We start from the raw sequence: 5,825 nt of genomic DNA on the forward strand, positions 1-5,825 counted from the left end.
AAGCAGCACTCTCCATAGTCTAAAACCGGCAAATGATGTGTTTATTTGACCAAGGAATTCACCAAAATATTTCGATTTAAAGGATAAGGCGTGTACGGGTCCAATACGGATACCGTGTGGCGAAATAAGGGATCCTGGCACCTTTTTATGTAATCCGATGGCGTTATTCCACGAACTTTTTTATACATTTTTGAGAAATGGTGTTCATCACCGAAGCCTACCGAATAGGCAATCTGTTTTACTGTGCCGGTGCCCCTCATCATCAGTATCTCAGCACGCCTAAACCGTAATTCGAGCAGCATCCGTTTGGGGGACATGCCCGTGGTAGCGACAAACATTCGTGTGAAGTATTCATGTGACCAGCCCGATATCGCTGCGATTTCTTCAATCTTTACAGGATCGGTCAAATGCTCTTCCATATAGGTAATCGCGTGTTGAACAGGAATAGGCAAGGGAATGGCTTCCCCTTCCGCAACTTGTGAGGAAAAGGACGATAGTTCTTCTAGAGAGGCGGAAATCAAAACGGCAAGCCTTCTCCGCCAATACGCAGGCTGGTGATTCGCAATCCAAAGTATTTTCTCCATTAAGCCAGTTACGAGCATATGGCGCCCTGCCAGGAACATATGCCCTTCTCGGAGCAAGGCCACGAATCGTTCGTCCGCATTCCGCAGTGAAGCATAATCAAAATGCACAAACAAATGCCGTACGTTTTTTTCCGGCGCGAACCGGTAGGTATGCCAGTCACCTGGGCGTGTGAATATGAAGCATGGCTCATTAAGAACAAATAGGCTTCCGCCTATCTCATATTCCGTTTGGGTACCATCGGGAAAGTAGACTAATTCGAAATCGTCAATTTGCCTGGGCCCGAGCACAAACCCAGCTTGGATGACAAAGTCTCCTGCGTTATGGACTAAGGGCAATTGAAAGGTCTCTTGCTCTTGTTCACTCATATTCATCAACTCCCTCTCTATCTAATATGTACAGTCAAAGGAATTATTTTATTTGTCCCTTCGCTTGAAGATATCATATAAATAGTCTAATGCTAAAAAAGAAAAATACCTTACGCACGATCGATGCACCATACCATGCAGTTATATCGCTACCAGTTTCATTTGTGGTTTTCACACATTATATGACTGATACTTTCAGTGATCCTGTTGAGCTGGTCGTGGTAAAAATTCAGTCAGAGGTATGAATGCCTCCTTCGAATCATCACATACATTCAGTCGATAACTGCTGCTGATCCCCTCCGGACAGTATGTATGGAAAAACGAAGCTATATCTTTCCCTCCACTCAACTTTATCTTCACAAAAAAATGGACATCTTCGTTCCTAAGAAACGGATGTCCAAGTATGTTGTGTAACAATTTATAAAAATACTAAGAATTATAGGTTTGGCAATTCGTAAAAGAAGTTGAAGATATCAGCCGGAAGTACATTTCGATGCGTTATGCCGAAGAGCCGAAAAAAGTAAAAGCTGCTAATAACACATAATTCTATAATACAGGGTTCGCGGACATCGCTTTACGATAAAGAAACGGATGGAGGTCTCTTAGGTCTCAACCCGTTTTTTTATGATCGGTTTATCCTTTTATGCCGGACAGTGTTACCCCTTCAATAATATAACGCTGTCCGATCATGTAAACGACCAATACCGGGAGCAGAGCGATTGAAGCACCAGCCATCATCAGCGTCCAGTCCGTCGCATACATGCCGCGGTATAGATTCAGCATCATAGGTACCGTAAATTGCTCTGGGCTGTTGAGAAAGATAAGCGGATAAAAGAAATTGTTCCACATGCCCAGAAACGTGAATATGCCGAGCGCTGAAAGCGCAGGCTTGACAAGCGGAAGCATGATGCGCGTATAGATCGTAAAGCGATTGGCACCATCCACAATGGCTGCTTCTTCCATTTCCTTCGGGATGCCTCTAAAAAACTGGCGGAGCAGAAAAACGCCAAAGGCATTTAATAAGGCAGCAGGCACGATGATCGACTGATGCGTATCGAGCCAACCGAAATTTTTCATCATCAAGTACAGCGGGATGATTGTCACTTGTCCAGGCACCATCATCGTTGCCAGAAACAATATGAACAGCGGTTCCCGGAATGGGAACCGGATTTTGGCGAAAGCGTATGCAGCCATCGAGCATGTTATCAGCTGCGCGAATACGACGATGACATTAATATAGAAGCTGTTAAAATAAGCTCGCCCGAAAGGCAAGGCCGTCAACGAAGTTTTGAAATTGGACCATACGAACGGTTCTGGAATCCATTTAGGCGGAACGACAAACACTTGGGACAAATCTTTTAGCGCGCTGAGTATCATCCATAGGAAAGGCAGCCCCATGACGCAGGCCCCAATGATCAGCACGACATGAAGCACCATCGTAGAGGGTTGAAGCTTTTTAGAATTCATGAGTTTTCTCCTTCCCGGTCATCCTTATTCTTCGTAATGAACCCAACGTTTGGATATTTTCATCTGCAGCAAGGTCAGCGTCAAAATCATCGCAAACAGCGTGACAGCGGCCGATGTGCTTGTACCGAAGGTAAAATCAACAAATGCCGAGTCATAAATGTGGTATACAAGTGTATAACTGGCTTTTGCAGGTCCACCCGAGGTCATGACAAAGGATTGATCAAACACCTGGAATGATCCGATCACGGACATGATGGTGACAAAAAATGTAGTCGATGACAACAAAGGAACCGTTATATGCCGCAGCTGCTGCCATTTGCTAGCGCCGTCAATTTGTGCAGCCTCGTAATATGTCGCGGATATTCCCTGTAATCCGGCAAGGAATAGCACCATACTGCCTCCAAGTCCCATCCATATGCTAAGCAGCGCAATGGAAGGCATTACGAACCGCGTGTCTGTCAGCCAACGGGGACCTTCAATGCCGAACCAATCTTTTAAGTATAAATTAATCAACCCGAAATCCGCGTTAAAGAGCCACATGAAAACGACTGCTACCGCTACGGACATCGTAATGTTAGGCATAAAATAAATGAGCCGGTAAAGGATCTTTCCTTTTACTTTATTTAAGCCAATAGCAACAAGCATCGCCAGAATGATGCCGGTCGGTACAGTGAGAACGGTATAATACAGCGTGTTAACAAGCGCGATCCTGAAATCGGGATCTTTAAACTGCCCCAAGAAATTGTCCAGTCCGACAAAGGTCCGTTCTCCGAAGCCGTCCCAGCTCATTAGACTGATGKCGAAAGCCAATATAAGCGGAATCAACGAAAAGATAACCAAACCGACCATTTGCGGAAAGATGAAAAAATATCCCCAAAGGCTGTCCACCGTCTTCGTCCTCATGAAATGGCGTTTCGTATCTGTTTGGTCTATTGACGGAGAGGGGCCATTATTAACGGCCTTTTTCATATCCATGTTCGCCACGCCACCCTTCCTCTATTATAGTAAGAAGGAAGGAATTTCCGAATGTTCGGAAGCCCCTTCCATTCCCTTGTGAAAGGACTGCTGCTTGCTTATTTTTTTCCTTTGTATTCCTCAATCTTCTTGTTCGCCAATTCCTCGATTTCCTTCATTGCTGTATCCAAATCCTCATTTTTCAGCCATAGCGCCTCAAAACGGGAATTAATATCATTACTTAGACCGGGAATACCCGCTTCAAACGGGGTTAATGCATAGCCGATTTCACGGGCATCCAGGAAAAACTGTGCATGCTCGGGAAGGTTCCCTTCAAGCACTACTTCATCTGCTCCCGATACCGAAGGAACGGCATTGCCGCCTCCTTGAAGACGATAGGTTTGACCTTCCTTATTGACGAATTCCGACAAGAAGGTGTACGCCGCCTCTTTATGCTTGGTAGTCTTATTCAGTACCATATAGGCTGTCGGGATACCTGCGGGCTCGATTTTATTGCCGGTATTTGTCGGCCAGGTGACGATATCGTACTCGAGGCTATCGTTTTTCTTGAACAGCGGCAGGTACCAGCGCCCTGCACCGACAAAGCCAACCTGATTGGACATAAACATTRCATCGCCGCCTTGTCCTTTTGGAAGCGTACCGGCAAATGTAATGTTTTTACTCTTGACGTTATCATATAAGAATCGGAATGCTTCGACCGCTTTCGGATCCGTGTAGCCGATATATTTGCCATTGTCGTCATAAACCTTTCCGCCGTTAGAGGTTACCCAACTGTGAGTGCTGTTCCATGCATTATCAAGTACGTAACCATATTTGCCGCTTTCGCGAATTTTGTCGGTCATTTCCTTAAAAGCGTCCCAGCTCCACTTACCCTGTTCCTGCAAATCGGCAGGCATTTCAGTAATGCCTGCGTCCTTTAACACCTTCTTGTTATACCAAAGCACCATCGGGTTATTGTCTACTGTGGCCCCGTATATTTTACCGTCGCGCTCAGCGGCTCCCCATAGGCCAGGAAAGAAATCCTCCTTCTTAACCGCGCTTCTTGCATCATCCATTAACGGTGTGAGTTCCTCGATGCTGCCGTTTTCAATCAATTTAACAATAAAAGCGTCACCGGCATAGAAAATGTCTGGGGCCGTTCCGCCACTCAATTGCGTTAAGATTTTTTGATCGTACTCCCCCGGGATCGGGATTAATTCTGCTTCAATTTCAGGATGCTTCTTATTAAAATCGTTAGTGAAATCTTGAAACCTTGTTAATTCTCCCGGATTTCCCCATGTAGCCCACTTGATTTTTACTTTCCCCTCTTTTGGACTGTTTGTTCCGGCTTCTTCTCCATTAGACACCCCGTTGTTGCCACCATTGCTCGTTCCGCAGGCTTGAATCAAAGCAGACACAGCAATAATCATGATGAGTAGAGACCATTTGAGCTTTTTCATTCTCTTTTTCCTCCCTCAAGATATCTAATTTTCATTCAAAAATATTTTGTAAGCGCTTTAATTATAGTTCATTGTCAAAGCGGGTTTGAACGGTTTATGTTCCGAAAGAGTGTCTTGTTTTCCRCAATTAGCATGATTTTATTTTCGCAACAAACCTTGAAATTCGGCTGGAGATACACCTACGATCTTTTTAAATTGCTTGCTAAAATATTTTACGTCGTTAAAACCAGACTGCTCGGCTACCTCATACACCTTGAGCGATGATCCTTGCAGCAGCTCCTTCGCTTTCTTTACGCGCAAGGCGATCAGGTGGTCGATGAAGTTCTCTCCTGTCACACGTTTGAACATTTCGCTGAAATAATTCCTGCTTACATTTACCGCATCAGCCACTTCCTGCAGGGAGATCGATTCCCTATAATGGCTCTTGATATAGTCAGCGGCCTCCATTACGATCCTTTGGTGCAATGTTTTATCCGGCCGCGAAGAGTCTTCACCACCCACGATTGTTTGGTAGCCATCTTTTACATGTTGAATGACCTCAGTGACATAACACAGTCTGCCGAGCTCCCGGATTTTCCGTATGATGGAAGAATCTGCGTCTTTGAATATGGCAAACAGGCTAAGCAATTCCTCTGCCTCCTGCAGCACTTCCTCTTTCGATCGATATTGCGGTAACCAATGCTTCATGATTTCATTTATCATTTGTTCTGATCTGGAATGAAAGCCCATCGTTAACGACTCTTTGAGTTCGTGTAAGGCTGCCGCAAAAGGATAGGGCGATGCTGAAATGGAATCCGTTTGCTCCTCAGCAGTAAGCAAGCGACACGGTCCGAGGAAGAAACCGACCGCGAGCATTTTTTTCGCCTCCATGGAGGCATTCTGAAGGTCAAGATAATTATTATAAACGACGCTGAGTCCTATGGATACTTGCAATAGGTGCGACTCTGTTTGCTGCGAAAACTGCTCGATAAGCTCATAACACGTGACATGCAGG

5 protein-coding genes are annotated in these 5,825 nt (G+C 45.1%); all 5 read right to left on the reverse strand.

The features are described from left to right. Positions 1-41: 41 nt before the first annotated feature. A complete protein-coding gene (locus AC1DSE_RS28785) occupies positions 42-950 on the reverse strand; it encodes an AraC family transcriptional regulator (RefSeq protein WP_477509813.1) in 909 nt (302 codons plus the stop codon). Positions 951-1,583: 633 nt separating this feature from the next. Beyond that, positions 1,584-2,417 (reverse strand): carbohydrate ABC transporter permease, encoded by an 834-nt coding sequence (locus AC1DSE_RS28790; protein WP_076265461.1) that lies wholly within the window; start codon positions 2,415-2,417, stop codon positions 1,584-1,586. A 24-nt stretch (positions 2,418-2,441) separates the two neighbouring features. Then, positions 2,442-3,320 (reverse strand): carbohydrate ABC transporter permease, encoded by an 879-nt coding sequence (locus tag AC1DSE_RS28795; protein ID WP_477528601.1) that lies wholly within the window; start codon positions 3,318-3,320, stop codon positions 2,442-2,444. A gap of 170 nt (positions 3,321-3,490) precedes the next feature. Beyond that, the gene (locus tag AC1DSE_RS28800) at positions 3,491-4,831 is read right to left on the reverse strand and encodes an ABC transporter substrate-binding protein (protein ID WP_477528599.1); all 1,341 of its coding nucleotides are present in this window, start codon (positions 4,829-4,831) and stop codon (positions 3,491-3,493) included. A 138-nt stretch (positions 4,832-4,969) separates the two neighbouring features. Beyond that, the coding region (locus tag AC1DSE_RS28805) for a helix-turn-helix domain-containing protein (RefSeq protein ID WP_477528600.1) at positions 4,970-5,825 on the reverse strand (856 nt) is incomplete at its 5' end.

The organism is Paenibacillus sp. 01L418, assembly GCF_056400045.1.